This is a genomic window from Citromicrobium bathyomarinum (genome assembly GCF_021021475.1).
GTDB lineage: Bacteria > Pseudomonadota > Alphaproteobacteria > Sphingomonadales > Sphingomonadaceae > Alteriqipengyuania > Alteriqipengyuania bathyomarina.
Window position 1 is genome coordinate 77,248 of the sequence record NZ_JAINWL010000003.1, and the last position, 24,691, is coordinate 101,938.

Sequence of the window (24,691 nt, forward strand, 5' to 3'; positions counted from 1 at the left end):
GATGCCCCGCGAGACCGACTACCGGGTGCTGTGCGAGACCGAGGCCGAGCGGGTCGCGCACCCGGTCGTCGAGCGGGCCTGCCTCGCCTGCCGCAAGCCCTTCGCGAGCGAGGGGCCGCACAACCGGCTGTGTAAGGACTGCCGGAAGCGCGACGACAATCCGTACGCGCTTTGAAGAAGTGTAGCTACAAATGTCGATCAGCTGCCATCTTGGTCATCCTCCTCTTCAAACTCGGCATCGGCGTCGTTCCACGTGGCAAGCTGCTCTTCTGTGATCCAGTGATGCTCTCCGTCGAAAGCCCCGTAACTGATATACTTCCGATACCGATTGTTGAACGCGGCTAAGCCAGCCTCGAACTGAACCATCATCATTAGTGCATCGCTGACTTGGGGAAGCTCCTCGTCCTCCAGAGGTGAGAGGTATTTCCCCTCGGGTTCGTTCTCAAGAAAGGTCAGGATGTCCGTGAGGACGGCGTTGACCAGTTTGACCTTGTTTGCGCTCAACGTCGCGTCGGGCTTCTTCTTCGAGAGCTCGCGAACTTCTTTCAGCAGCGCTTTGAACACCTCAATGGCGGTTTCATAAGTAGCCACCGCTGCGTCGGTCGTTACGTGTTCGTAGTCGCTCATTTTCGTCCCACTTTCAAAGGTGCACCGGTCCTTACGGTACTGACGTTCCCGTCCAATACGTAGAACCAGCCAGCGTGTGTCGACTTAATGTTGTCGGCACGATAGCGCTCCGCCTCCTCGAGGTATTGTGCGAGCACGAGAGTCACATCGCTCGTGGATGGCGCGTCGTCTGCGTCGAAGCCTTCAAAGTCGTCAAGTGGCGCATACTTCGCGCCCAGCACGTCATTTGCGACCGCAATGGTCTTGTTGATCAAACCGAGCTTGAAGTTATTTACTCCGTCGCTGGGTGCTTTCTTTGCGAGAAGGCTAATCTCTTTGTGGAAACCCTGAAGCTGGCCGGTAATTTTTTCGAGAGCTTCGATTTCGTTATGGTTGTTCATTAGGTCACCCCGGGCAAGCCCTACGAAATTCGACGTATTTCTTTTTTAAAACGTCGAGAGGGTCTCTTTGCTTGCTGTCGAAGACTTCGACCATTTGTTCGATGTCGGTATCAGTTAATGCGATTAGCGCCCGTCGCTGTCCAGACCACAGGTCGATTGTCCGCTTAAAAATCGCCTTTTTGAGAGGATTACGAGTCACGAAGACACCGAACTTTCCGAGCTCGTCCGTGAGATACCGGTTGAGTTGGTCTACGTGCCCTCGCTCAACGGCGGCTACGTTCTTCATCTCGAACGTGATCTGCCTCGCAAGATGACGCCTCCTACCATCATTGGACCGGAAGCCGTCATTCCGGTTGCGACGGTTGTGGGCCGCCTTGCAGGCGCCAGTCAATCGGACGCAGAAGGCCCCTCGCGGACAGCCATCCTAGAAATTGATCGAACCAGGCATCGCTGGTCGCGCCCTTAGGCCGGAGATTGAAACCGTGCCTGCCGTGATCGTAGATGTGCAGTTCCGCGGGCACGCCGGAAGCGCGCCAAGCGACAAAGGCGCGAACGCTGTCTTCGGGCAGAAGCTCGTCGTCCGCCGCAGCTGCGATGAACGCAGGTGGCGCATCGGCTGGCACTGGATTTCGCAGTCCGCCGTAGAGCATGCCGACAAAATCGGGGCGGCTCGCCTCAGGCCAGGTGGCCAGGTCGGAAGCGATAAAGGCTCCTGCCGATAGACCGAGCATGCCAATGCGCTCCGGATCGATGCCCCATCGCGCAGCGTGGTCTCGAACGAAGCGCACGGCACGGGCGCCATCCTCCACACCGGCTGCCTCGCCCGCAAATGCCGGGATCGCCTCCGGAGTGCCGGTTCCTGCGCGTGCCATAAGCGCGCTCATCTCATCGAGATGGACTTGCGGAATGTCTGCCGGATCGCCTGAGCTCTGAATGGTGCGATATTTCAGGACCAGCGCGGCGACCCCGTTCTCTGCCAATCTGCGAGCGATCACTGTCCCGCCCTGTTCATATCCGATGGCGACGAAGCCGCCGCCGGGCGCAACAATCACCGCGGCGCCGTTGGCCGTCCCCTGCGCCGGGCGAAACAGCTCCAGCGTCGGATTGCTGACATTGAAGATCAGCGTTTCGTCCATTTCTTCGACGTGCACCTGCGTTTCGGGCACGCTGAGCGGGGTTATCTCTCCCTCTTCGTAGAGGGGAATCACCAATCCAGGCTCTTGTGCTGATAGGGCCGTCGAACTCGCCACTGCCATGGCGACGAACATCGCCATCGCTGCGTTTATCCTGCCGACCATCATCAGATCTCCGCCTTGAGGGTGACGAAGGCCGAGCGCGGCTGATTAGGAGCGACGATGGCATCGCCAAAATAGGAGAAGGGATCGAATGCTTCGCGTCCGCCGAGATTGATGACCGACACGCCGATCGAGAAGCGACCCAGATCGTAGGACGCCTGCGCATCGATCACGGCATAGCCCGGCACCGCGATGGTGTTGGGCAAGGTGAGTTCGCGTGATGTGAAGGCGGTGATCCCGGCACCGAACGAAAGTCCGAAGAGCGGTCCATCGAGCACGCGGTAGCGAGCCGCGATGCGTCCGCTGCTTGCGGGCACGCGGGTCAGTTCATCGCCCGGAGCCGCGGCATCGTCGCGCGTGTCGGTGTAGGCGTAGCTCGCAAGTAGCGAGAATGCCCGGCTCGGCTCCCAGACCAGATCGACCTCCAGGCCGCTGGCGCGCTGCCGTCCGCTCTGGATGAAGAAACCGAGATTGTCGGGATCGGAAATGGTTACGTTCTCGCGAACCTGGCGGAAGGCGGCGATGGTGCCGGACACGCCTGCATCGGGAAGCGCCAGTTTGACCCCACCTTCGATATTGTTCGAGGTTTCGGGCCGCGGGCTGTCGAAGCCGAGGAACCCGAATGGTGCCCGGAAGGCGGTGACATAGCCGGCGTAAAGGGCGACGCCCGGAACGACATCGAGCGTCGCGCCGATACGCGGAGAGAGGCGCGTATAGGTGGAATTATTGTCCACCCCGATATTGCTGTCCTCGATGAACTTGAGCGACGTGAGCCGCACGCCGCCTGTGAGGTTCAGCGGGCCGTAGGTCGCCTGGTCCTGCAGATAGACCGCGAATGTCTCGAACCGGTCGTCGGTGAAGGAATTTACCGGAACCTGCGGCGTATAAGTCAATTCGTAGGCCGGATCGGCTAGGTTGATCGTCCCCGAAGGCGTGTTGCTGACGAACAGGCCCATCGCACTGTAGAAGCTCGTCCAGTCATAGCTCGCGCCCAGCAGGAGCGTGTGTTCTCCGCCGAGAGCTTGGGTGCGCAGCATCAGGTTCGCGTCGAAAGTCGCTTCCTTCGTGCGTGTATCCATCGTTACCGGGGCGACTGGGTAGACCGTGGGGGTCGCCGGATCGGCCGGAAAGAAGGAGGGCGAGACGAAGCTGCCGAACTCGTCGATCTCGCCGGAGTAATAGCGTCCGGTCACATTCAGGACGAGACCATCCGAAAAGGCGTGCCGCAGGCTGGCGGTGCCCATCCGGTTGTCGTTCTCGGTCCGCGGCTGCCCTATGGGCGCGCCGGGAAAGGCATGGCGATGGATCTCGCCCGCGAGGGCCTGACCTGCGGGAATGCCGGAATATTCCAGACTGCTTCGATGGTTCAACTGGCCTTGCAACAGCAGCTCGGTGTTTGGTCCGGGCCGGAACGCAATGCTGGGCTGCACCGACCAGCGCTCTCCATCGGCAAGATCGATCCAGCTGTCATTGCTCTGGTATTCACCGACGATCCGCGCGGCGACATCACCGCCGAGCGGCAGATTGAGTTCGCCATAGGGATTGATCGTAGAAAAGCTGCCGGCTCGCAGCGCGACATATCCGCCCATCTCGCCGTCAGGTCGCGCGGTGACGACATTGATCAGCCCGCCGAGCGGCGTTCCCAGGCCGCCTCCATACAAGGTCGCCGTCGGCCCCTTGAGCACTTCGATCCGGCGGACACCGACCAGGCTGCTGGGGTCATAGGCCTGCTGGTTTCCGGCAAAGATCGGCAAGCCGTCGAGATAGACTTCCGCCGGGAAGCCGCGCACGATCGGCGGGATGAACACGTTCTCTTCGGACCGGGTCGGTGTCACCCCGGACACGTTGACCAGCGCCTCGTTCAATTGGCGGCGATCCTGCTCCTTCAGCAACGTGTCGGTTATGACTTGAACCGATTGCGGAACCTTGATGAGCGGTGTGTCGGCGCGCGGATGCGGACGACGAAGGCGCGGCATATCCCTCTCGCTCTCCCGTTACGACGATGGTCTCGGCAAGCCAGCTGCCGGTCTGTCCCTTGCTGTCTTCCGCGACATCCTGCGCAAACGCAGGCGCAGCCAGAACGCTGGTGGCGAGAAGCGATGCGGCGATGGTGATTCTCATCTGAACTTGTCTTTCCTGTTCAGCCGACCAGCCGCTCGAGCTTGGCGAGCGAGGTTTCCGGGCTTTCGTGGTAATCGATGATGGACTGGAGCTTGCCGTCGGCATCCATCAGGTAGACGGCGGCGGTGTGGTCGATGGTGTAGTCGCCGCCTTCGACCGGCACCTTCTGGTAGAAGGCGTGGTAGGCGTCTGTGGCCTTGGCGATGGCCTCGCCCGATCCGGTCAGGCCGATGATCGGCGTGCCGAAAAGATCGACATAGCGCCCGATGTCCTCGGGGCTGTCGTATCCGGGATCGACCGAGACAAAGACGATTTGGAACTTGTCGCCGTCCTCGCCCATCCGCGTGCGCAGCTGGGCCAGGCGCGACAGGGTTGTCGGGCACACGTCCGGACAGCGGGTGAAGCCGAAGAAGATCGCGAACGGCTTTCCCGAAAGCGTTTGGTCGGTGACCGTGGAGCCGTCCGGCGCCGTCAGCGAGAATGCGCCACCGACCGTGTCGCCGTAGTCGGTCGGCTCGCCAGGACCATTGTGCCGGTCTGGGCCGAAGAACGCGAACAAGCCGACCCCTGCGACAAGCGCGACCAGCATCCAAACGACCATCCGGAAGGTCTTCAAACCTGCTGCGCGCTCTTGCGGGGTCTGCTCTTCCTCGAGTTCGGGAAACGGATCAGTCATTGCTGCCTCCCGCCGCGTCCGGCCCCTGCGACCCAACCGGCTCGACAACGAGTTCCACCTCGACCGGACCAGCCTTCTCGAAGTTGAACGTCAGCGGAACGGTCTCACCCTGCCCCAGCGGCTGCGAGAGCTGCATCAGCATGATGTGAAAGCTGCCCGGCTTGAGCGTGACGGAGCCGCCAGCGGGCACTTCCAGTCCGTCCTCGAGCTGGCGCATGCGCATCACGCCATCGGTCATGTCGACCGTGTGGACCTGCACCTCGCCCGCCACCGGGGTCGATCCGCCGGTCAGGCGGTCGGCACCCGTGCCGCTGTTGTTAATGGTCATGAAGGCACCGCCTGCGTCCTGGCCAAAGGCGGTTTCGCGCGACCATTGACCGGTGATGGCAATCTGGCTGGTGGCAGTTTCAGCCTCTGTCGGCGCTTCCGTTTCGGGTGCGGAATTGCAGGCCGACAGCAGGACTGAGCCGGCGAGGGCCGTGGCGGCGAGAATGATCCGGATAGTCATCAGGTAGTCTCCGTATTGCGTGTGCAGCCGCAGCCCCCGCCGGCACGGGTGGCGGTCTGCTCGTGCGGCAAAATCGGCGGCGATCAGGATCGCAATCGCTCCCCATGCCAGCCAGCGGATACGCATCAGCAATCGTGCCTGGCGATTGTTCAGGGTCGCATGCATCATGTGTGAACCTCCCCGAGCCGGCGGGCGATCAGCGGGGCGATCGCGCGCTTCTCTTCGAGGCTAAGGCAGCGCCCGATCTCGATCCGGTGCCACTGGGTCTCCAGAAAAGCCGCAGGCGGGACGGGACGGCCTCATCCTGAACAAGGCGCGTTACCCGTGCAGGCAGATCGACAGGATCGCCGCGATTGCTGGTCCAGAGCAGCCGGTTGTCCTCAATCGCCAGCCATTCTGCAGCGGGCTGCGAACGCTGATGCCATTCGATGGCGCCGACCAGCAGCGCCATGGTGCCGAGCGCGAACATTGGAAGCAGCATGTTGCCCTTGATTACGGGCAGGATCGCCATGGCGATGAACAGGCCGATGAGCACAGTGAAAGTGACGCGCGCTTCATGGGAAAGCTGCGATCGGTTTTCCCGCAAATGCAGGAACAGCCCCGCCTTGGGCGCGGACCGGACGGATTCCTCCGCCACAAGCTGCCCGCTAGGGCAGCTGAGAATCGAATACATGGTGAAACTCCGACAGACCGGAGCGCGCGACTAGGGCGCGAGCCGGTGGGGCCGACAAATCAGGGTTGGATTGTCAGGCTACTGCCGGTGGCCCGCGCAATGGCGGGCGGAGGTGGGAAAACTGCCGGCACGGCAGGCGGCGCACAGGCGCAAGGCCGAGCACGAGGATGAAGGCAACAGCCAGCGCCAGCAGGAATGCATCGGCACCACCCACAGCGACCTTGGCGAGACCCGAAAAGGCGCAGTGTTCGCCGTTTTTCGCCCCATCGTGATGTTCGCTGCCCCGTTCCTTGGCGGGGATTACTATCTCCATGGTCTTGAGACCATCGGACGCATCGGAGCAGACCGTCACAGTCAGCACGGTATCTGGCGATGCCGAGACCATGAAGCCGGACGGGATTGCTGCCTTGATGCAGAATGCCAGCACGAGCAGCGCCAGCGCAAAGTGGCGGTGATCTCGAATCAAGGCGCGCAAGGGTTGCATTTCTGCGAGCGCCTTAGACACGAGCTTCGCGTTTGTCAGCCGGCTATGCGTGGAGCTTATTCCGGCGTCATGCACCGGCCGCCAGTGAATGTCCGCTTTCGGCGCGAGCAAGAGCTGTTCGAAGACCGCTATGGGGCACCATGCTGACCGGCAGAGAATGGGCTGCTAGCGGAATGTCTGTTTTGAAGCGTGGATCCCTACGAAGCAGACTTTCTGCACAAGCCGCCTCCGACATTCGTCAGTCTGCTGCTAATCCGGCTTTCTCGACGTGCGTTTCTACTGGCAAACCCTTGTCCACGCGTTCGGAATACCGATCGACCAGTTGATCTGCATGCGGCCGCAGGAGGACGGTGAAGCGGACCAGTTCCTCCATCACGTCGACGATGCGGTCATAATAGGCAGACGGCTTCATCCGCCCGGCTTCGTCGAATTCCTCGTAGGCCTCGGCTACCGAGGATTGGTTGGGGATGGTGAACATGCGCATCCAGCGCCCCAGCACGCGCAGCGTATTGATCGTGTTGAAGCTCTGCGAACCGGCACATACCTGCATCACGGCCAGCGTGCGTCCCTGTGTCGGGCGCAGGCCTTTGTAGGCCAGTGGCAGGTGGTCGATCTGCGCCTTCATGATCCCGGTCATCTGGCCGTGCCGCTCGGGACTGCACCACACCTGCGCTTCCGACCACAGCGAATGCTCGCGCAGCTCATGAACGGCGGGATGATCGTCGTCTTTCACCTGATCCGGTAGCGGCAGGTCGGATGGGTCGAAGATCCGCGTCTCACAGCCGAGCAACTGCAACAGGCGCGCCGCTTCCTCCACCGCCAACCGCGAAAAGGATCGCTCCCGCAGCGAGCCATAGAGCAGCAGGATGCGCGGCGGCGGGTCCATGGTGCCGAGACCCAGTGCTGGATTGCGATGGAGATACTCGGCACGCAGCGCGGGCAGATGATCGGGATCGGACAGGGTGCGAAGGCGGGACATAAGGCTCGGTTTGTCTCAGGACTGGGGGAAGCGATCGCGCGTGCGGTTGGCGAAGGCCACCAGCGACAGCATCACCGGGACTTCCACCAGCACTCCGACGACGGTCGCCAGTGCTGCGCCGCTCGTCAGCCCGAACAGGCCGATGGCAACGGCCACCGCCAGCTCGAAGAAGTTGGATGTGCCGATTAGCGCGCAGGGCGCGGCTATGTCGTGCGGCACTTTCCACGCCTTGGCAGCAGCATAGGCGAAGGCGAAAATCCCGTAGGACTGGATGATGATCGGAATGGCGATGAGCAAGATCAGCAGCGGGTTGGACAGGATGGTGCTTGCCTGGAAGGCGAACAACAGCACGACGGTCGCCAGCAGGCCGATGATCGACCAAGGCTTGAGCCGCGCAGTGAAGGCATCGACCGCCGCCTCGTCCCCATCGTGCGAGCGAATGACCTGCCGTCTGGCGATCGCCCCTGCCACCAGCGGAATGACGACATAGAGCACGACCGAGAGGAGCAGCGTCTCCCACGGCACAACGATATCGGTCACGCCCAGCAGCAGCGCCACGATGGGCGCAAAGGCGAAGATCATGACGAGGTCGTTCACCGACACTTGCACCAGCGTGTAGGCCGGATCGCCCCGCGTCAGCTGCGACCAGACGAACACCGTGGCGGTGCAAGGTGCTGCGCCCAGGATGATGAGCCCGGCGATATACTGGTCTGCATCGCTTTCCGACATCAGCCCGGCATAGAGGAAATCGAAGAACAGCACCGCCAGCGCCGCCATCGTGAACGGCTTGACCAGCCAGTTGACGACCAGCGTGATGATAAGCCCTTTGGGCTTGCGACCGACGTCCTTGATGCTCGAAAAGTCGACGCCAACCATCATCGGGAAGATCATCGCCCAGATCAGCACCGCGACCACCAGGTTGACCGAGGCGTATTCCAGGCCGGCCAGGACACCGACCGCCTCCGGGGCGATCAGGCCCAGGCCGAGGCCCGCCAGGATTGCGAGAAGCACCCATAGCGACAGGAACCGCTCGAAAGTGCCGAGCGGGGATGCCGCCGGAGCGGGGTCTGCGGTAGTCTGGTTCATCCTGCCTGTCCTGTTACCCGGTCAGCGCACGCGCGCGCCGTCGGCGTCGACCACCTGTTCGCCGTATTCCTTGGCGAACGCCCCTCGCTGCTCGGCAGGGATCAGATCGAGCACCTCTTCCGACGGGCGGCAAAGCTTGACGCCGAGCGGCGAAACCACCAGCGGCCGGTTGATCAGGATCGGATGCTCCATCATCGCGTCGATCAGTTGCTCGTCCGACAGGGCCGGATTGTCGAGACCGAGTTCGGCGAACGGCGTGCCTTTCTCACGCAGCAGCTCGCGAGGGGTGATGCCGGCCCGCGCGATCAGGCTTTCGAGCATTCCGCGCGATGGTGGCGTCTTGAGGTATTCGACCACGTGCGGTTCGATCCCGGCATTGCGGATCATGGCGAGCGCGTTGCGCGAGGTCCCGCACTCGGGATTGTGGTAGATGACGATGTCGGAGGTCATTGGGCGTCCGCGTCTTTGGCCTGTGCCTTGATGCTGGCGCCTTCCTCGCGCCCGATCTCGGCGAGTTTGCTGCGCATTGACATCTCGTCGATAGTCTTGATCGGCAGCATCAGGAACAGTTCGATCCGGCGCTTGAGATAGCTCAAGGCATCGAGGAACGCCTTACGCTGTCCCTCTCCTTCGACGGCCGCAGGGTCTTCGACACCCCAGTGGGCGGTGATAGGCTTGCCTGGAAAGACGGGGCAGCTCTCGCCAGCGGCATTGTCGCACACCGTGAAGATGAAATCGAACTCGGGCGCGCCGGGCTTCGTGAATTCATCCCAGCTTTTCGAGTGCAGGCCATCGGCCGGATAGCCGAAATTGCCCAGCACTTCGATCGCCATCGGATGCACATCGCCCTTTGGCTGACTACCGGCGCTGCAAGCGGCAAACCGGCCTTCGCCCATCTTGTTCATCAGCGCTTCGCCCAGAATCGAACGCGCCGAATTCCCGGTGCAGAGAAACAGGACGTTGTAGACCTTGTCAGACATCGGAACCTCGAAATGAGCTGTGGTTGACGATCAGGGCATACAGGCAGAAATTTCGGAGAAATCGGCGCAGAGCAGCGGATCCCCCTGGCAGCAATCTTCCATCAGAAAGGCGAGCAGCTGCCGCATGCCGGCGTAATCTGCGCGGTAGCGGATCACCCGGCTCTCGCGCTGCGATGTCGCAAGGCCTGCTCGCTCGAGATTTGCAAGGTGATGCGACATCGTGGAGGCGGGAACCCCGCAACCCTGTGCAATCTCGCCCGCCATCAAACCGTCGGGCCCCACCTTCACGAGCATGCGGAAGACCGACAATCGCGTTTCGTGCCCGAGGGCCTGCAGAGCATCGACGGCCCAGATCTGATCGCCCTGTGTGATACGAATCTCCGGTTGCTTTGAACGTGTTCTAAAGCGCCTGCGAACCAGCGCAATCGATAATTCGAGAATAATCGAATTTACGGATTTCTGGTCGGTATCCTGTCCGGTAGAAAAACAGTTGCTTGCCGGAATTTGCGTGTATTTAGGGCGGCAGCCTCGTCCTTTAAGGTTGATAGATTTTGCAAGAACTGAAGACGAAACAGGGCATCCGTCTCTCCTCCACCCGGTGGTCGATCATCGGGTTGCTGGTGGGCGTCGGGTTCTTCCTCGTCACGGCATTCGCCGCCTACACCAACGTGATCGATATGCGGGAGAACGAGGCGCGTATCCGCAACACCCACGAGGTGCTCACGGCGCTCGACGAGCTGCTGATCGCGACCCTCGATGTGGAGAGCGGCCAGCGTGGTTTCGCCATTACGGGTGAGGACGAATATCTTGAACCCTATCGAACGGGAATGGAAGATGTTCGCCGTAGCCTCTCCTCACTTGAAACGCTGACGCAGGCCAACGAGGTTCAGGGCCAGAGCTTCGGCATACTTCGATCCGCAGTCGAAACCCGGCTCGGCCTCGCAGAACGTTCCATCCAGACTCGTCGTGATGAGGGCTTCGCAGCAGCCATAGAGATGATCGACGACGATCGGGGCCGGATCGCTATGGATGTGATCCGGCAGCAAATCGCGCAGATGAACGTCGAAGAAGCGCGGGAGCGCCAGCAGCGGGTCGCCGAGCTTGCAGCGGCTTCGCGTGCCGCGATCATCAGCGCCATCATCACCAGCCTGATCGGCATCGCACTGACGATCGCCATCTTCATCATCATGGCAAGAGCCAGCCGAACTCGCGAGCGGCAGAGCTGGCTACAGGCTGCACAGGTGGAATTGAGCGAGGCCATGCGGGGCGAGAAGACGGTGCCCCAGGTGGCTGACGCCGTGCTGTCGTTTCTTGCCGAAAGAACCGGCGCGAATGCCGGGGCACTCTTCAAGGGCGAGAGCGGCACGTTCAATCGCGCGGCCCTGCTCGGCGTTGCGGACAGCGCCTCCGTGCCGGAGACATTCGGCCTGAACGAAGGCCTCCTCGGCAAGGTGGCGGCGGATGCGCGCGCAACCACGTTGTCGGACATACCTGCTGGTTATCTGAAGATCGGATCGGCACTGGGCAGCGACGCACCGAGACATCTCGTTTTGGCTCCGGTCTTCAACGAAGGTTCGGTGAACGCGATCGTCGAGCTGGGATATTTCGATGCCGTGGATGATCGCGTGCACGAATTGCTCGACAATGTCTCTGGCTCGATTGGCGTCGCGCTCCGCTCGGCGCGCTTCCGCGAGCTATTGCAGGAAGCACTGGAGGAAACCCAGCGGCAGGCAGCCGAATTGCAGGCCCAAAGCGAGGAACTGCGGGTTTCCAACGAGGAGCTCGAGGAGCAGGGCAACGCGCTGAAGGAATCCCAAGCGCGCCTTGAACTCCAACAAGTGGAACTGGAACAGACCAACAGCCAGCTCGAAGAGCAGGCGCAGGCCCTTGAAGGACAGCGCGACGAACTGAAGCGCGCGGCGGCCGCGCTGCAGCTCAAGGCGCGCGAGCTGGAACAGGCGAGCCAATATAAATCGGATTTCCTCGCCAACATGAGCCACGAGTTGCGCACGCCGCTCAATTCTTTGTTGATCCTGTCCAAGCTGCTCGGAGACAACAGCGACGGCAATCTCACCGCCGACCAAGTCAAGTTTGCCCGCACCATCGAATCCTCGGGCAACGATCTGCTGAACCTCATCAACGACATCCTCGACCTGTCGAAGATCGAGGCCGGCCATGTCGAAATCGAGGCTGGCACGGTTTCGACCGATCGGCTGACCTCCGATCTACGCAAGGTTTTCGAGCCGCTTGCACAGCAGCGCGGCCTGGAACTCAGCATCGCGCTGGAATCCGGTGCGCCGCGTTCGATCGAGACCGACCGGATGCGGCTGGAGCAAGTGCTGAAAAACCTGCTGTCCAACGCGATCAAGTTTACCGAGGACGGAAGCGTCACCCTGACCATATCGCCGGGCGAGAACGATATGGTCGACTTCGCCGTGGCCGACACCGGCATCGGCATCGACGAAGCACAACGCGAGGCGATCTTCGAAGCCTTCCGCCAGGCGGACGGCACGATCAGTCGCAAGTTCGGCGGCACGGGGCTGGGGCTGTCCATTTCGCGCGAGCTCGTCCGCCTGCTTGGCGGCACCATCCGTCTCGAAAGCGAAAAGGGCAAGGGCAGCACCTTTATCGTCAGTGTGCCCGCCACATATGACCCCGCAATGGTCGCACGGAGGCAGATTCCCTCTGCTGGCGAGGTAGCCACGGAGACGGCGCTCACCCCCTCGCGCGCAACAGCCAGGCCAAAATCCGCAAAAGCGACTGCGCCCGTGCTGGAAGACGACCGCAAGGACCTTTCGGAAGACAAGCGGCTCTTGCTGGTGATCGAGGACGACACGACCTTCGCCGGTATCGTGTGCGACCTGTCGCGCGAGCTGGGCTTTCAGTGCATCATTGCCGGAACGGCGACCGAAGCCATCGAGCTTGCCCGCGAATATCGCCCGAGCGCGATCGTGCTCGATATCGGATTACCCGACCAGTCCGGCCTGACCGTGCTCGACCGGCTCAAACACGAGGAAGAAACGCGCCATATCCCGATCCACGTCATATCCGGGACCGACCAGAGCCAGACTGCGCTGGCGCTCGGCGCGATCGGCTTTCTCGAAAAGCCCGCCCCGCGCGAACGTCTGGCCGAAGTGCTCTCGGGCTTGCAGGAGAAACTGGCTTCGCGCGTGCGGCGCGTGCTGATCGTGGAGGATGACAAGGTCCAGCGCGAAGCGGTGGGCCGCCTGCTCGGTTCGCAGGATGTCGAGACTGTGGGGGTCGGCACCGCCGCCGAATGCCTCGAGGAATTGCGCGAGGGGCAATACGACTGCATGGTTCTCGACCTCGCACTGCCCGATGCGTCGGGGTTCTCGCTGCTCGAAACGTTGAGCGAGGAGAAGGACGGGCCCCTTCCGCCGGTCATCGTCTATACCGGCCGCGACCTGTCGGCCGACGAGGAGCAGCGCCTGCGCCGCTATTCCAGTTCGATCATCATCAAGGGTGCCAAGTCGCCCGAGCGGCTGCTGGACGAGGTTTCGCTGTTCCTCCACCGGGTCGTATCGGACCTGCCGCCCGAACAACGCCAGATGATCGAGAAGGCGCGCCATCGCGACGCCGCGCTGGAAGGACGGCGCATACTGATTGTCGAAGACGACGTGCGCAATGTCTACTCGCTCACCAGCATCCTTGAGCCGCGCGGTGCGCTGACGCAGATCGCGCGCAACGGGCAGGAGGCGCTCGACGCGCTCGGCGAGGCTGCGGACGATCCCGATAAGGCCATCGACCTCGTGCTGATGGACGTGATGATGCCGGTGATGGACGGCCTTACCGCCGCCCGCGCGATCCGCGCCGATGCGCGCTGGAAGAGGCTGCCGATCGTTATGCTTACGGCCAAGGCGATGCCCGACGATCAGCAAAAATGCATCGATGCAGGCGCGAACGATTACATGGCCAAGCCGATCGATGTGGACAAGCTGCTGTCACTGGTGCGCGTATGGATGCCGCGGTGATGAGCGAAAGTATCGAGGATATCGAGATCCAGCTGCTGCTGGATGCCGTCTATCGCCATTATCACTACGATTTCCGTCATTATGCTCGGGCGTCGATCAAGCGGCGGCTGCTGCAGGCCCGCAGCCAGTGGGGATACGACAGCATCTCCGATATCCAGTCGGCCGTTCTCCACGACGAGAGCATCCTCCCGAAGCTGCTGAATTTCCTCACTGTGCAGGTCAGCGAGATGTTCCGCGACCCATCCTATTTTCGCGCGCTGCGCGAGAAGGTCGTGCCGCATTTGCGCACCTATCCCTCGCTCAAGGTATGGGTTGCAGGGTGCAGCCAAGGCGAGGAGTTGTATTCCCTGGCCGTTCTTTTCGCGGAAGAGGGGCTGTTCGAACGGACGATCTTCTATGCTACCGATATCAACCCCGCTGCCCTCCGTGCGGCGCAGGCGGGCGTATATCCGCTCGACCGCATCCAACTGTTCACCGAGAACCACCGCCTGTCGGGCGGGCATAGCTCGCTGTCGGACCATTACACCGCGGACTACGACCGGGCCGTGTTCAGCAAGTCGCTGCGAGAACGCACTGTCTTTGCGGACCACAGCCTGGTGACCGACGCAGCCTTTGGCGAGATGCACCTGATCTCCTGTCGCAACGTGCTCATCTACTTCGATCGCGAGTTGCAGGACCGGGTCGTGGGCTTGTTCGGCGAGTCGCTCGTGCGCGGCGGGTTTCTCGGCATTGGATCGAAGGAAAGCCTGCGTTTTTCGGAACATGCGGACATGTTCGCCGAATTCGTGCGAGAGGAGAAAATCTACCGGAGGAGCGCGTGATGAGCGTCGAGGCCGTCGTAATCGGCACTTCCGCGGGCGGCGTCCAGGCGCTGTCGCAGGTGCTCCCCAGGCTGCCGGCGGATTTTCCCGCCCCGGTTCTCGTGGTCGTCCATGTCCCGCCACGGCAGAGCAATTCGCTCGTCGACCTGTTCGCCGCAAAGTGTCGGCTCCCGGTCAAGGAGGCGGAGGACAAGGAACCGCTCGCGCCCGGCACGATCTATTTCGCTCCGCCGGATTACCATCTGCTCGTCGAAGCCAGCGGGACCATTGCCCTGTCGTCCGACGAGCATGTGAATCACTCGCGCCCCGCGATCGATGTGCTGTTCGAAAGCGCAGCCGATGCCTTTGGTCCGGGATTGGCCGGCATCGTCATGACCGGGGCAAACAGCGATGGGGCCCAAGGCCTGCGGGCCGTATGTGCCGCCGGTGGACAGGGGATCGTGCAAATCCCCGCCACGGCAGAAGTCGCGACCATGCCCGAGGCTGCCCTGGCCGCCTGTCCCAGCGCGCGGACCATGCAACTGGAAGAAATCGAACCTGCTCTGGAGGCGATGATCGCGCGATGACCATTACCGTGAAATTCCTGTTGGTCGACGATCTTGAGGAGAACCTGCTCGCGCTAGAGGCGCTGCTGGCACGTGAAGGCCTTGAATTGCACAAGGCCCACAGCGGCGAGGAAGCTCTCGAACTGATGCTGGGCAACGAATATGCGCTTGCCCTGCTCGACGTGCAGATGCCCGGAATGGATGGTTTCGAACTGGCCGAAATCATGCGTGCGAACGAGCGTTCGCGCCATATTCCAATCATCTTCCTCACTGCAGGCAGCGGGGAAGCGGCGCGCAAGTTCCGCGGATACGAGGCGGGCGCGGTCGATTTCATCCAGAAGCCGATCGAAGCCGACATCCTGCGATCCAAGTCGAGCGTCTTCTTCGATATGTTCGTCCAGCGTCATCAGATCATTTCGCAGCGGGACGAGTTGGCAACCCTGACCCAAGCGCTGCAAGCCGCCGACCAGCAGAAGAACCGGTTCCTGGCGGTCCTGGCCCATGAATTGCGCAACCCGCTGGCGGTGCTGGCAGCTGGTCTCAACATCCTCGAGCGTCCGAGAGAAGGCCTCGACCGCGGCACTGTGCACCAGTCAATACGACAAAGCCTGCGGCACATGACCCGGCTGGTTGACGATCTGCTCGACATTAACCGCATCGAGCGCGGCAAGATTTCGCTGCGATGGGAAACGCTCCTGCTCAGCGATCTCATTCCACCGGCTCTGGAAAGTATTAGTCCGGCGATCGAGGCGGGAAATCACCAACTTCTGGTGGAATTGCCGGATGATCCGGTCACACTTGACGTCGATCCAGCGCGCTTCATCCAGATTGTCGGCAATATCGTCGGCAATGCGGCACGGTATACGCCGAACGGCGGCGAGATCGCGCTCGTCATTACAAAGTCGGATGATCGAGTGACCCTTACCGTATCCGACAATGGCGTAGGTATCCCGGCCGAGAGGCAATCGATGATATTCGGAATGTTCGAGCAATCGGACAATGGTTTCGGAATTGTCGGTGACGGACTGGGAATCGGTCTCGCCCTGGTCAAACAACTTGTGGAATTGCACGGCGGTGAAATATGCCTCGCCAAGAGCGCGCCGGGAGAAGGCAGCACGTTTGAGGTGTGGTTGCCGCTAGCTCAGCAAGATTGAACTCGAATACAGCCGTCTGCGAGCGATGGAGCTCCTTTCTCCGATCATCCAGGATGAAATGCTTCCGGAATAAGAGACGCCCGCGGCAGGTAGTCTAATGCATCCGGGCGAAGCTCTTTGAGCGCTCGGCGCCAAGGGCGCGAACTCAAAGGATCCGCATTGAGAGCGGCGGCTTTCAGGACAAAAACCCGAACCCTCGAATGACCGGAACTAGGGCGCAAAGCGGACTTTAAGACCTTCGTATTTGCTAACTATCCGGCTACCTTCGCACCGACCAAACGCTCGATGCTTTCGACGCTAATTAGTGTTCGTCTGCCGACTTTCGTTCTAACGAGCGTGCCATTTCGCATTAGCTTGTCGATGCTTGTTCGACCCAATCCGGTTGCCTGCATGGCCTGCGCGACAGACACAGTGAGAGCGCCCGGTTTTATAAGGTCCTCATACCTTTCCTCAGATTTGGAAAGGTTCGTGGACGGGGTGGCGCTCTCGATCTTCGTCGCCGCTTGGCAAATATTGGGTTGCTTCGCGACTCTGTCGGGTGATTTCGCACAGTATCGATCAAGGACCGTGAGAAGCGAGGTTTCGGAGAAACTAATGCCAGTAATCCGCACCGATGGCGTTCCTCCTTGAAGAGGCGATCCTTCGAGTCGGACAGTGGTTCCGCTCAAAGCCACATCAACTTTGTTGGATGAGACAATCCTCTCCCAATCCTCTGCCGGAATTTGGGCATCCCGGACCATTTTGGCTGGCCGACCTGCGGGCTTAACCTCCCGCATGAGCGCATACGTCTTGATGAGCCCAGCGGCAGCAAAATCGGCGAGGAGAGCATCGGCCCCATCAAGGTTTCTGGACTTGACGAGCTCGATGGCCTTGGCGGGCAGGATTGGTTGATGGGCGGTCATGCTTTCTCTCGATTTTGGACGGCCATTTTTGTCAGCCAATCGTGAAAATGCGGTAACCCTCTGGTTCGCTGCGAAAGTGCAGGCCGATTGAGCCGACGATAGCCCCAATTCTCATCGCGCCAACATCCCCGCCGACGTTCGCCGGTGTCCACCCAGGTTTTTCATGTTTTTTTCATGGAAACGCGGGCCATCTCTTCTAAGTCATTGGAAAGATGGTGGGCGCGGCAAGGATTGAACTTGCGACCCCACCCGTGTGAAGGGTGTGCTCTACCACTGAGCTACGCGCCCGGACGGCCCCTCGGGGCCATGCCGAGGGGCGCATTTGCCAATCCTGTCGCCTCAGCGCAAGCGCTTTAATCGCCGAAAAGACGGGCAAGCACGTTCAGCCAGTCGCCATTGCGTGCGTCCGGCTGGTTGCGGACCGCGCCCGAAGGCTCCGGACAGGCGAGGCAATAGGCGCGCATTCCGGGCGTTTCGATGATCTTCTGCAGATCCTGTGCGATTCGTGCCGGGGTCTGTGCCTCGCGCTGGGCGGTCATCGCGAACAGGTCGCCACCGCGTGCCCTGGCATCGCCGCCGCCGACCAGCTGACGCAGCAGCGTCTGGTATTCGCTGGATTCGCTGCCGAGGAAGCGCGCGTGGTAGGCGTCGTCTTCGAGCCCGGCCTTGCCTGCGACCCATGCCAGCGCATCGTCGAGATCGCCGAACTGGTCGACCAGGCCGTTCTGGCGGGCGGTGCCGCCGTCCCACACGCGGCCCTGGCCGATCGCATCGATCTGCGCGGGCGTCTTGCCGCGGGACTTGGCGACGATGCCAAGGAAGCGGTCATAGCCGTTCTCGATCGAGGCCTGCAGGATCTGCTCGGTCTCCGGATTGAAGCCGCCGACGAAATCGGGCTGGCCGGACAGCGGCGTGGTGCTGACGCCATCCGCGCTCACGCCGACCTTGCTGGCCAGCTTCTCGAAGGTGGGTAGCACTGCGAAGATGCCGATCGAGCCGGTGATCGTCTCGGGTTCGGCAAAGATGCGGTCGGCGGGGGTCGAAACCCAGTAGCCGCCGCTGGCCGCGACATTCGCCATGCTGACCGCGACGGGGATGCCCTTGGCCTTGTGCCGCAGGATCGCCTCGCGGATCGCTTCGGAGGCGAGCACGGAGCCGCCCGGCGAATCGACCCGCACGACCAGGCCTTTCAGATTGTCGTCCAGCGCATCGTCGAGCAGATCGGCGATCCGTTCGCCACCCGCGGTGCCGGGGCCGGCATCGCCATCGACGATCTCGCCCGCGATGGTGACGACGCCGATCGCATCGCCGCTATCATCGAACGGATTGTCCGCCAGCCAGGTGGCAAGATCGGTATGGGCGAAGGAGCCGGGCTTGCTGTCGCTTTTGTCCTTGCCCGCGATTTCCGCAACGCGATCACCGAAGGCGGTCCAACTGCCCAGCTTGTCGACCATGCCTGCTGCCACGGCTGCCTTGGCAATGTCGCCATTCGCGGATGCGACCCATTCGGCAGGGGTCTGTGCGACACGTTCGATGTCGATCTTGGGGCGGGCCTTCTTCACGCTCGCCTGCCATTCGCTCCACAGCTCGCCGTACAGCTCGCGCGCATTCTCGCGTGCGGGTTCGGACATGGAATTGCCCAGATAGGGTTCGACCGCCGACTTGTAGGTGCCGACCTTGAACACGCGTGCATTGACGCCGAGCTTGTCGAGCAGGTCGCCGTAATACAGGCGCTTGCCGCCCGGCCCGGCGATCATCGCGCCGCCCAGCGGATCGAGCCACACCTCGCTGGCATGTGCGGCGAGGCGCAGGCCGTCGTCCGAATAGGCCATGCCATAGGCGAGCACGGGCTTGTCCGCCGCGCGTACCCGGTCCAGCGCAGCGCCCACTTCGCGCAGGTGCACTGCGCCCGCGCCGAGGAACGTACGCATGTCGAGCACGACCGCCTTGACCCGGTCATCTTCCGCCGCGGTGTCCAGCGCGTGGACCAGATCCTGCACGTCGTGCTCGCCGGTCGGGGCTTGGCCGGAGAGGAGTACGGAGAACGGGTCGATCGGGGCCTTCTCCTCGACGATGAAGCCATCGAGGTCGAGCAGCAGGGCACCATCCTTGACGCTGGCCGGGTTGGGCCGCGCGGTCAGGATTGCAAACAGCAGCGCGAAGAACAGCAGGAGGAACAGCAGCGAGAGGCCGTCCTTGATCCCAACCAGCAGTTTCCAGACGTTCTTCGCAAATTCCATGGTATCGAGAGCCCCGTAGCTTTTAGCTTCCCATACCTAAGGGGCGTTAACACGAACCTCCAGCCGAATGTGCTTGAGCGACATACATGCCTCGACTAGTGGCATTGCTTTAATGGCATCTGCAGGCTCCCCCCCGAATTCCGACCGCTTCCCGGCGGGCGGACACGCATTCCCGCATCCCAGCCTGACCGGCATCGCGCAGCTAGAGCGGCACGAGATCCTCTATCTGCTCGCCGAGGCGGAGCAGTGGGTGGAATTCAACCGCCAGCCGGACAAGCATTGCGACCTGCTGGCCGGGATGACGATCATCAACGCCTTCTTCGAAAACAGCACGCGCACGCTGCTGAGCTTCGAGATTGCGGGCAAGCGGCTGGGCGCGGACGTGGTCAACATGCATGCCGCGCAGTCGAGCGTGAAGAAGGGCGAGACCCTGCTCGACACGGCGATCACGCTCAATGCGATGCGCGCGGACGCCATTGTCATCCGCCACGCGTCGAGCGGTGCGGTCGACCTGATCGACGGCAAGGTGGATTGCCCGGTGCTCAACGCGGGCGACGGGAGCCACGAACACCCTACGCAAGCGCTGCTCGATGCGCTGGCCCTGCGCCATGCGCTGGACGAGCGGGGCGAGGGCGCGGAGGACTTTACCGGCCTCGTCGTCACCATCTGCGGCGATATCGCGCATAGCCGGGTCGCGCGGTCCAACATCCTGTGCCTGCAGGCGCTGGGGGCGAGCGTGCGGGTCTGTGCGCCGCCTGCGCTGATGCCGGCGGGAATCGAGATGATGGGCGCGAAGCCCTTCGTCGATTTCGACGCTGCGCTGGAAGGCGCGGATGTGGTCATGATGCTGCGCCTTCAGGCGGAGCGGATGAGCGGGCAGTTCATCCCCTCGACCCGCGAATACCACCACCTCTACGGGTTGACGCAGGAGCGCCTGCGCCGCGCGGCACCCGATGCGCTGGTGATGCATCCCGGCCCGATGAACCGCGGCGTGGAGATCGACAGCGACGTGGCCGACATGCTCGACCGGTCGATCATCACCCGGCAGGTAGAGATGGGCGTCGCGGTGCGGATGGCGTGCCTCGACGTGCTGACCCGCCGCGCGCGCGGGGTTCCCGGATGGGAACGCCCGCTGGGTCAAGGGCAGTGGAAGTGAGGGGGCGGCAATGAAACAGACCAGACCCATCACCTTCGTCAACGGCAAGCTGGTGACGCCCGAGGGTGTCGTCGACGGCACGCTGCGGATCGCCGACGGCATGATCGCCTCGATCGGGGCAGGGCAGGCCCAGCCCGACGACGAGGTTGTCGACGCGAAAGGCAAGCTGGTCGTGCCGGGCCTCGTCGATCTCGGCGTATTCGCGGTCGACAAGCCTGCGTTCCATTTCGGCGGGATCAGCCGCGCGGCGCTGATGCCCGATCAGTCGCCGCCGCTCGATCTGCCGAGCCGGGTCAATTACATCGCCAAGAGCGGCAAGCCCGACTTCTGGGTCCACCCGCTGGCCGCCGCCACGCGCGGGCTGGCAGGGGAGGAACTGGGCGAGGTCGCACTGATGCGTGAGGCGGGTGCGCGCGGGATCGCCACCGGCAGGCGCTGGATCGTGGATAGCGGCGTGATGCTGCGCGTGCTGAGCTATGCCGCGATGCTCGACATGGTCGTGGTCGCGCATGCCGAGGATGGCGGGCTGGCGGTCGATGCCGTGGCAAGCGCGGGCGAGATGGCGACCCGGCTGGGCCTGCCCAGCGCACCGCCGCAAGCCGAGGCGCTGGCTGTCGCGCGCGACATCGCGCTCGCCGAGATGGCGGGTGCGCGCATTCATTTCCGTCAGCTGACGACAGCCGCCGCGCTCGATCTGGTACGCAGTGCCAAGGCACGCGGCGTGACGGTGACCGCAGGTGTGACGCCCGCGCATTTCATGCTCTCCGACCTCGCAATCGGCGACTTCCGCACCTTTGGCAGGCTCTCGCCGCCCTTGCGCAGCGAAGACGATCGCCACGCCGTGGTCGCCGCGATTGCCGACGGGACGATCGATGTGATTTCGAGCGGGCATGATCCGCGCGGGCCGGAGGACAAGCGGTTGCCCTTCGCAGATGCGGAGCCCGGGATGGCGGGGGCCGAAACGTTGCTGTCGACCACGCTCACGCTGGTGCGCGACGGGGTTATCGCTCTGCCGCGCGCGTTCGATCTGCTGGCGGGTGCGCCCGCGCGGCTACTTGGCGTCGATGCGGGCGTGCTGCGCGAGGGCCATGAAGGCGACATCGCACTGGTCGATCCGGAGAAGCCGTGGATCGTGGACCGGCGCAAGATGGCCGCGACTGCCGACAACACGCCGTTCGACGGTCAGCCGATGCAGGGCCGGGTGCTGGGCCTGTGGAAGGGCGGCGTCAGGGTCGACTAGCCAGTCGACCGACGCCCCCGTTCAATCTGAGAGCCACTTAGCGGGTCGCGACCCGGCGGCCCGCGTCGAGCGTGCCGGGCAGCGGCCTGCTCTGTTCCCACGCGATGCAACCGTGACCGGCGGCCTTGACCGTGCGGCACAGCGACTGCGCGCTCGATGCGGCAAGATTGCCGGCCGACAGGCGGTAATAGATCTGCCCGTTGACCTTGGCGCGGGTGATCACCTGCTCGCGGCTTGCGACCTGCGGGTGGCGTTTGACGAAGATCGCCCAGCCGCGCTTGGCATCGGCTTCGCTGCCATAGCTGCCCAGCTGCACCAGGTGCGTGCCGCCTGCGAGGTCTTCGCGCGCTGCGGAGGCCGATGTCTGGGCGGGCTTGGCTGCCGCAACCGGCGCGGGCGCAGGCGCGGCTCGCGCAGGGATCGACTGGACCACCGGTGCGCTGGCGAAACTTGCAGCGGGCGCAGGTTTGGGCGCGGGCTTCGACGTGGCCGGGGCCTTCGCATCCGCCTTGGCAAAGGTGCTGTCGAATTCGGTCGAGACCGTATCGCGCGCGCCCACCGCAGCGTCGAGCGGGGCGAGCGAACGTGCCGCTCCGCTGGAAGCAAGCAGATCGACCGGCGGAAGTTCGCCCGTGACCGGGCTCGCGGCAGCGGTTGCTGCGGCAGCCTTTGCGAGCATCTGATCCGCATTCGGAGCGCCGCCCAGCGCCAGTTGCGCGGGCATGCCGGAATCGGCCTGCGGCTGCACGCCGAGCAGGTTGGCGATGCGGGCGGTGTAGTCTTCCGGCCGGGCGACGCGCGCCCATTCGGAAATGCGCGCATCCAGCTCACCCGGGGCGACGTCTTCTGCGGCGATGATCCGCGCGGCGGCCCAGTTGCCGCCCAGCGCGTAGGCATAGGCGAGGTTCTGGCGCATGGTCGGAGTATTCTCCCCGCCACGCAACGCGTTCTGCATGATCTGTGCGCCCAGTTCGGGATTGCCCGCCAGCGCGTAGGCGAGGCCCAGATCGGCCGGAGCGATCGCGTCACGCCATTCGCCCAGCGTCTCGATCGCGGCGCGGTTGTCACCCAGCGCGATCGAGGCGAGTGCATAGCGCAGCGCAGTGCGCGGGCTCACATCGCCGAGCACCAGCGCCTCTTCAAGCGCCTGCTGCGCGGATGCGAAGCGGCCCGCCGCGAGGTAGGAGGAGCCGAGCTCTGCCTTTGCCGCCGGATCATTCGGCGCGGCGAGCACGGCCTGTTCGGCCAGGGTGACTGCCCTGTCGGTATTGCCGTCGGCGCGGGCCGTGGCGGCGTCGCTGGCCGATGCGGTTTTCGCACCGCCGATACCGCCTGCGCAGCCAGTCAGGCCGAGCGTGGCCAGCGCGGTGGCAAGCATCAGGGTTTTGGAAAAGTTCTGGCGGATCATCGGTTCATCCCTCCTTGTGGGGGCGCGATTGGACGCGGGCGACAAGCTGTTCGAGCTCGGGTGTGGCGGCGAACATGGCGTCCACCGCTTCGGTGACGAGCGCTTGCGCGCTCCGGTTGGCGAGCGTGCAGGCCAGCCGCAGCTTGAGATGACGCTCTGGGTCCAGGCGCAGCGTGAAGGCGGTGCGCTTGCCCTTCGTTGCGGCCTTTGCTCCGCCTCTGACCTGAGGTGCGCTGGCGACCGCAAGACTGGGACGCGGGAGGCGCGGGGCCTTGGTGCGAACGGCCGCGACCGGTTCGGCTACGTCCGGCTCGCTGGGAGTTTCGTCGGCGCGATCCTGCTCAGGTGCGGTCTCATACGTGGGCGCGGCTGTGCTGCGCGTGTGCTTGCCAAGCGGGGCGAACGCGCTGTCCGGCGCGTCTTCGGCGGCATCGTGATAGTCGGCTGGCTGAGCGGTCTCGCGCGCGACCGGCTGCGTATCGCCGGGTTCGCCCAGATCGTTCCAGCCCAGATCCTCTAGCGCACTCTCCGCCGTCAGCGGGTGCTGCATGTGCGCCCCCGCGACTGTGCCATCGACCATCGGCGACTGACGGCGCATGGCCGGTTTCGCGCCGCCCTTGCGGGCAAGCAGGCCGGGGGAAAGCGAGGCAAAGCTCATGTCGGTCATGCCCGGTGCACCTACTGCGCGACCCGGCGGCCGAACACGCCCTGGCGCGGGGCCTGCGGCAGGTGGGCCGCCGCGCCGGGTGCGGCGAAGACCGTCCGGCGGAAGTTCTTTTCCAGCCGGTCGGACACGTAATTCCACAGCGCGGCGATCTCCGTCGCGCTACGGCAATCGGGATCGATTTCCATGACCGTGCGGCCGTCGATCATCGATGCGGCGAAATCGGTCCGGTGATGGACGGTCACCGGAGCGACGGTGCCGTGCTGGCTCAGCGCGACCGCCGCTTCCGAAGTGATGCGCGCCTTGGGTGTCGCGCCGTTGACCACGAAGACCAGTGGCTTGCCCGCGCGTTCGCACAGGTCGACCGTCGCGCCGACCGCCCGCAGGTCGTGCGGGCTGGGACGGGTCGGCACGACGATCAGTTCTGCAACCGAAATGACCGACTGGATCGCCATCGTGATGGCGGGCGGGGTGTCGATGACGGCAAGCTTGAAGCCCTGTTCGCGCAAGGTGTGAAGATCATGCGCGAGCCGCGCGACCGTGGTCTGCGCGAAGGCCGGATAATCCGCCTCGCGCTCGTTCCACCAGTCCGCCAGCGAGCCCTGCGGATCGATATCGATCAGCACCACCGGCCCCGCGCCTGCACGCTGGGCCTGGACTGAAAGATGGCCGGACAAGGTGGTCTTGCCCGATCCGCCCTTCTGTGAAGCCAATGCCAATACCCGCACCGGGACTGTTCCCCCAATTGTTGCACGTCCCG

The 24,691-nt window shown here is 63.2% G+C and carries 25 protein-coding genes and 1 tRNA gene; 7 read left to right on the plus strand and 19 right to left on the minus strand.

Annotation, left to right across the window (positions count from 1 at the left end):
- Position 1 precedes the first annotated feature (1 nt).
- Positions 2-175, plus strand: coding sequence for a hypothetical protein (locus K7H93_RS11975; protein ID WP_156323747.1), 174 nt, complete (start codon positions 2-4; stop codon positions 173-175).
- Between the two features lie 23 nt (positions 176-198).
- Here the strand turns inward: K7H93_RS11975 and K7H93_RS11980 are convergent, their stop codons facing one another.
- The 13 genes from K7H93_RS11980 to K7H93_RS12040 all read right to left on the minus strand — a co-directional run bounded on the left by K7H93_RS11980 (position 199) and on the right by K7H93_RS12040 (position 10,355).
- Positions 199-627: a hypothetical protein gene (locus tag K7H93_RS11980; protein ID WP_230783825.1), complete on the minus strand. Its 429-nt coding sequence runs from the start codon at positions 625-627 to the stop codon at positions 199-201.
- Positions 624-1,007 (minus strand): hypothetical protein, encoded by a 384-nt coding sequence (locus K7H93_RS11985; protein ID WP_054526758.1) that lies wholly within the window; start codon positions 1,005-1,007, stop codon positions 624-626. The genes K7H93_RS11980 and K7H93_RS11985 overlap by 4 nt, the downstream gene beginning before the upstream one ends.
- A 344-nt stretch (positions 1,008-1,351) precedes the next feature.
- Positions 1,352-2,308, minus strand: a complete 957-nt coding sequence (locus K7H93_RS11990) for an alpha/beta hydrolase (protein WP_230783826.1) — start codon at positions 2,306-2,308, stop codon at positions 1,352-1,354.
- The gene (locus K7H93_RS11995) at positions 2,308-4,278 is read right to left on the minus strand and encodes a TonB-dependent siderophore receptor (RefSeq protein WP_230783827.1); all 1,971 of its coding nucleotides are present in this window, start codon (positions 4,276-4,278) and stop codon (positions 2,308-2,310) included. The genes K7H93_RS11990 and K7H93_RS11995 overlap by 1 nt, the downstream gene beginning before the upstream one ends.
- A 164-nt stretch (positions 4,279-4,442) precedes the next feature.
- Positions 4,443-5,099: an SCO family protein gene (locus K7H93_RS12000; protein WP_230783828.1), complete on the minus strand. Its 657-nt coding sequence runs from the start codon at positions 5,097-5,099 to the stop codon at positions 4,443-4,445.
- The gene (locus K7H93_RS12005) at positions 5,092-5,775 is read right to left on the minus strand and encodes a copper chaperone PCu(A)C (RefSeq protein WP_230783829.1); all 684 of its coding nucleotides are present in this window, start codon (positions 5,773-5,775) and stop codon (positions 5,092-5,094) included. The genes K7H93_RS12000 and K7H93_RS12005 overlap by 8 nt, the downstream gene beginning before the upstream one ends.
- Before the next feature lie 28 nt (positions 5,776-5,803).
- Entirely contained in the window at positions 5,804-6,280 is a 477-nt protein-coding gene (locus K7H93_RS12010; protein ID WP_230783830.1) for a DUF2244 domain-containing protein, read from the minus strand.
- Positions 6,281-6,353: 73 nt separating this feature from the next.
- A complete protein-coding gene (locus K7H93_RS12015) occupies positions 6,354-6,875 on the minus strand; it encodes a DUF2946 family protein (RefSeq protein WP_230783831.1) in 522 nt (173 codons plus the stop codon).
- A 127-nt stretch (positions 6,876-7,002) separates the two neighbouring features.
- Complete coding sequence (arsH, locus tag K7H93_RS12020; RefSeq protein WP_230783832.1) at positions 7,003-7,743, minus strand: arsenical resistance protein ArsH; 741 nt, start codon at positions 7,741-7,743, stop codon at positions 7,003-7,005.
- 15 nt (positions 7,744-7,758) lie between these two features.
- Positions 7,759-8,829 carry an ACR3 family arsenite efflux transporter gene (gene arsB / locus K7H93_RS12025; protein WP_230783833.1) on the minus strand — a complete coding sequence of 357 codons (1,071 nt, stop codon included), beginning with the start codon at positions 8,827-8,829 and terminating at the stop codon, positions 7,759-7,761.
- 21 nt (positions 8,830-8,850) lie between these two features.
- Positions 8,851-9,279 carry an arsenate reductase (glutaredoxin) gene (arsC, locus tag K7H93_RS12030; RefSeq protein WP_230783834.1) on the minus strand — a complete coding sequence of 143 codons (429 nt, stop codon included), beginning with the start codon at positions 9,277-9,279 and terminating at the stop codon, positions 8,851-8,853.
- Positions 9,276-9,809: an arsenate reductase ArsC gene (locus tag K7H93_RS12035; RefSeq protein WP_230783835.1), complete on the minus strand. Its 534-nt coding sequence runs from the start codon at positions 9,807-9,809 to the stop codon at positions 9,276-9,278. The genes arsC and K7H93_RS12035 overlap by 4 nt, the downstream gene beginning before the upstream one ends.
- Before the next feature lie 30 nt (positions 9,810-9,839).
- The gene (locus K7H93_RS12040) at positions 9,840-10,355 is read right to left on the minus strand and encodes an ArsR/SmtB family transcription factor (protein ID WP_420840387.1); all 516 of its coding nucleotides are present in this window, start codon (positions 10,353-10,355) and stop codon (positions 9,840-9,842) included.
- Between the two features lie 2 nt (positions 10,356-10,357).
- Here K7H93_RS12040 and K7H93_RS12045 point away from each other — a divergent pair, with 2 nt between their 5' ends.
- The 4 genes from K7H93_RS12045 to K7H93_RS12060 are packed head-to-tail and all read left to right on the plus strand — an operon-like array spanning position 10,358 to position 16,321.
- On the plus strand, positions 10,358-13,801 hold the full coding sequence (locus tag K7H93_RS12045) for a response regulator (RefSeq protein ID WP_420840388.1): 3,444 nt from the start codon (positions 10,358-10,360) through the stop codon (positions 13,799-13,801).
- Complete coding sequence (locus K7H93_RS12050; RefSeq protein ID WP_420840385.1) at positions 13,801-14,622, plus strand: CheR family methyltransferase; 822 nt, start codon at positions 13,801-13,803, stop codon at positions 14,620-14,622. The genes K7H93_RS12045 and K7H93_RS12050 overlap by 1 nt, the downstream gene beginning before the upstream one ends.
- Positions 14,622-15,188, plus strand: coding sequence for a chemotaxis protein CheB (locus K7H93_RS12055; RefSeq protein ID WP_230783837.1), 567 nt, complete (start codon positions 14,622-14,624; stop codon positions 15,186-15,188). Before K7H93_RS12050 ends, K7H93_RS12055 begins: the two co-directional genes overlap by 1 nt.
- Entirely contained in the window at positions 15,185-16,321 is a 1,137-nt protein-coding gene (locus K7H93_RS12060) for a hybrid sensor histidine kinase/response regulator (RefSeq protein WP_230783838.1), read from the plus strand. The genes K7H93_RS12055 and K7H93_RS12060 overlap by 4 nt, the downstream gene beginning before the upstream one ends.
- A 251-nt stretch (positions 16,322-16,572) precedes the next feature.
- On the opposite strand, the gene K7H93_RS12065 is transcribed toward K7H93_RS12060, so the two are convergent.
- From K7H93_RS12065 to sppA, 3 genes are all read right to left on the minus strand, one after another.
- Complete coding sequence (locus K7H93_RS12065) at positions 16,573-17,223, minus strand: hypothetical protein (RefSeq protein ID WP_230783839.1); 651 nt, start codon at positions 17,221-17,223, stop codon at positions 16,573-16,575.
- A gap of 213 nt (positions 17,224-17,436) precedes the next feature.
- Positions 17,437-17,511 (minus strand) — tRNA-Val (locus K7H93_RS12070).
- Between the two features lie 65 nt (positions 17,512-17,576).
- Positions 17,577-19,463: a signal peptide peptidase SppA gene (sppA, locus tag K7H93_RS12075; protein ID WP_230783840.1), complete on the minus strand. Its 1,887-nt coding sequence runs from the start codon at positions 19,461-19,463 to the stop codon at positions 17,577-17,579.
- A 112-nt stretch (positions 19,464-19,575) separates the two neighbouring features.
- Here sppA and K7H93_RS12080 point away from each other — a divergent pair, with 112 nt between their 5' ends.
- Positions 19,576-20,619, plus strand: coding sequence for an aspartate carbamoyltransferase catalytic subunit (locus K7H93_RS12080; RefSeq protein ID WP_054524922.1), 1,044 nt, complete (start codon positions 19,576-19,578; stop codon positions 20,617-20,619).
- A 10-nt stretch (positions 20,620-20,629) separates the two neighbouring features.
- Complete coding sequence (locus K7H93_RS12085) at positions 20,630-21,859, plus strand: dihydroorotase (protein WP_230783841.1); 1,230 nt, start codon at positions 20,630-20,632, stop codon at positions 21,857-21,859.
- A gap of 37 nt (positions 21,860-21,896) precedes the next feature.
- On the opposite strand, the gene K7H93_RS12090 is transcribed toward K7H93_RS12085, so the two are convergent.
- The 3 genes from K7H93_RS12090 to K7H93_RS12100 are packed head-to-tail and all read right to left on the minus strand — an operon-like array spanning position 21,897 to position 24,659.
- A complete protein-coding gene (locus tag K7H93_RS12090; protein WP_230783842.1) occupies positions 21,897-23,267 on the minus strand; it encodes a tetratricopeptide repeat protein in 1,371 nt (456 codons plus the stop codon).
- 4 nt (positions 23,268-23,271) lie between these two features.
- Positions 23,272-23,934 carry a hypothetical protein gene (locus tag K7H93_RS12095; RefSeq protein ID WP_230783843.1) on the minus strand — a complete coding sequence of 221 codons (663 nt, stop codon included), beginning with the start codon at positions 23,932-23,934 and terminating at the stop codon, positions 23,272-23,274.
- Between the two features lie 11 nt (positions 23,935-23,945).
- Positions 23,946-24,659, minus strand: a complete 714-nt coding sequence (locus tag K7H93_RS12100; RefSeq protein ID WP_054524918.1) for a ParA family protein — start codon at positions 24,657-24,659, stop codon at positions 23,946-23,948.
- Positions 24,660-24,691: the final 32 nt, after the last annotated feature.

Coding starts and splice junctions, on each gene's coding strand:
- K7H93_RS11975 (WP_156323747.1), top strand. CDS start 2: ATGCCCCGCGAGACCGACTACCGGGTGCTGTGCGAGACCGAGGCCGAG.
- K7H93_RS11980 (WP_230783825.1), bottom strand. CDS start 627: ATGAGCGACTACGAACACGTAACGACCGACGCAGCGGTGGCTACTTAT.
- K7H93_RS11985 (WP_054526758.1), bottom strand. CDS start 1,007: ATGAACAACCATAACGAAATCGAAGCTCTCGAAAAAATTACCGGCCAG.
- K7H93_RS11990 (WP_230783826.1), bottom strand. CDS start 2,308: ATGATGGTCGGCAGGATAAACGCAGCGATGGCGATGTTCGTCGCCATG.
- K7H93_RS11995 (WP_230783827.1), bottom strand. CDS start 4,278: ATGCCGCGCCTTCGTCGTCCGCATCCGCGCGCCGACACACCGCTCATC.
- K7H93_RS12000 (WP_230783828.1), bottom strand. CDS start 5,099: ATGACTGATCCGTTTCCCGAACTCGAGGAAGAGCAGACCCCGCAAGAG.
- K7H93_RS12005 (WP_230783829.1), bottom strand. CDS start 5,775: ATGATGCATGCGACCCTGAACAATCGCCAGGCACGATTGCTGATGCGT.
- K7H93_RS12010 (WP_230783830.1), bottom strand. CDS start 6,280: ATGTATTCGATTCTCAGCTGCCCTAGCGGGCAGCTTGTGGCGGAGGAA.
- arsH (WP_230783832.1), bottom strand. CDS start 7,743: ATGTCCCGCCTTCGCACCCTGTCCGATCCCGATCATCTGCCCGCGCTG.
- arsB (WP_230783833.1), bottom strand. CDS start 8,829: ATGAACCAGACTACCGCAGACCCCGCTCCGGCGGCATCCCCGCTCGGC.
- arsC (WP_230783834.1), bottom strand. CDS start 9,279: ATGACCTCCGACATCGTCATCTACCACAATCCCGAGTGCGGGACCTCG.
- K7H93_RS12035 (WP_230783835.1), bottom strand. CDS start 9,809: ATGTCTGACAAGGTCTACAACGTCCTGTTTCTCTGCACCGGGAATTCG.
- K7H93_RS12050 (WP_420840385.1), top strand. CDS start 13,801: ATGAGCGAAAGTATCGAGGATATCGAGATCCAGCTGCTGCTGGATGCC.
- K7H93_RS12055 (WP_230783837.1), top strand. CDS start 14,622: ATGAGCGTCGAGGCCGTCGTAATCGGCACTTCCGCGGGCGGCGTCCAG.
- K7H93_RS12060 (WP_230783838.1), top strand. CDS start 15,185: ATGACCATTACCGTGAAATTCCTGTTGGTCGACGATCTTGAGGAGAAC.
- K7H93_RS12065 (WP_230783839.1), bottom strand. CDS start 17,223: ATGACCGCCCATCAACCAATCCTGCCCGCCAAGGCCATCGAGCTCGTC.
- sppA (WP_230783840.1), bottom strand. CDS start 19,463: ATGGAATTTGCGAAGAACGTCTGGAAACTGCTGGTTGGGATCAAGGAC.
- K7H93_RS12080 (WP_054524922.1), top strand. CDS start 19,576: ATGGCATCTGCAGGCTCCCCCCCGAATTCCGACCGCTTCCCGGCGGGC.
- K7H93_RS12085 (WP_230783841.1), top strand. CDS start 20,630: ATGAAACAGACCAGACCCATCACCTTCGTCAACGGCAAGCTGGTGACG.
- K7H93_RS12090 (WP_230783842.1), bottom strand. CDS start 23,267: ATGATCCGCCAGAACTTTTCCAAAACCCTGATGCTTGCCACCGCGCTG.
- K7H93_RS12095 (WP_230783843.1), bottom strand. CDS start 23,934: ATGACCGACATGAGCTTTGCCTCGCTTTCCCCCGGCCTGCTTGCCCGC.